The sequence below is a fragment of the Mesorhizobium sp. M6A.T.Ce.TU.016.01.1.1 genome (assembly GCF_003997065.1).
Classification (GTDB): Bacteria; Pseudomonadota; Alphaproteobacteria; order Rhizobiales; family Rhizobiaceae; genus Mesorhizobium; species Mesorhizobium mediterraneum.
Map to the genome: position 1 here is coordinate 1 of NZ_RZTJ01000143.1, position 436 is coordinate 436.

Sequence of the window (436 nt, forward strand, 5' to 3'; positions counted from 1 at the left end):
GCGTAAAGGCACGGCCATGAGCACGACCTTCTGGATCATTATCGCCGGCGCAATCGCGACCTATCTGACGCGCATCGGGGGGCACCTGGTGATATCGCGCTTCGATACCATCCATCCCCGCGTCGAGGCCGGCCTCAATGCCGTGCCGGCGGCGGTGCTGACGACGCTGGTAGCGCCCGAGCTGTTGAACGCCGGCCCGGCGGAATGGGCCGCACTGGTGGTCACCGCCGTGGTTTCGCTGCGCGGTGGGTTGATGGCGATGTTTTTGGCGGGCGCGGCGGTATTGATCGTGGCGCGGCAGTTCGTCGGGTAGGGCGTATCGATATTCAGGTGATGACGGCCTGCAAACGGCGGCTTCCTGCGCTTCCCCGTTCTACCGCGTCGCGGTAGAACTGAGCTCACGTACCCAAAAGTACGCTTCGCTCCGGTTCACGGA

General features: G+C 64.4%; 1 protein-coding gene. It reads left to right on the forward strand.

Going from position 1 to position 436, the window contains the following annotated elements; translation table 11 throughout:
• Window positions 1–16 precede the first annotated feature (16 nt).
• Window positions 17–313: an AzlD family protein gene (locus EOC94_RS33650; protein ID WP_013530970.1), complete on the forward strand. Its 297-nt coding sequence runs from the start codon at window positions 17–19 to the stop codon at window positions 311–313.
• Window positions 314–436 lie beyond the last annotated feature (123 nt).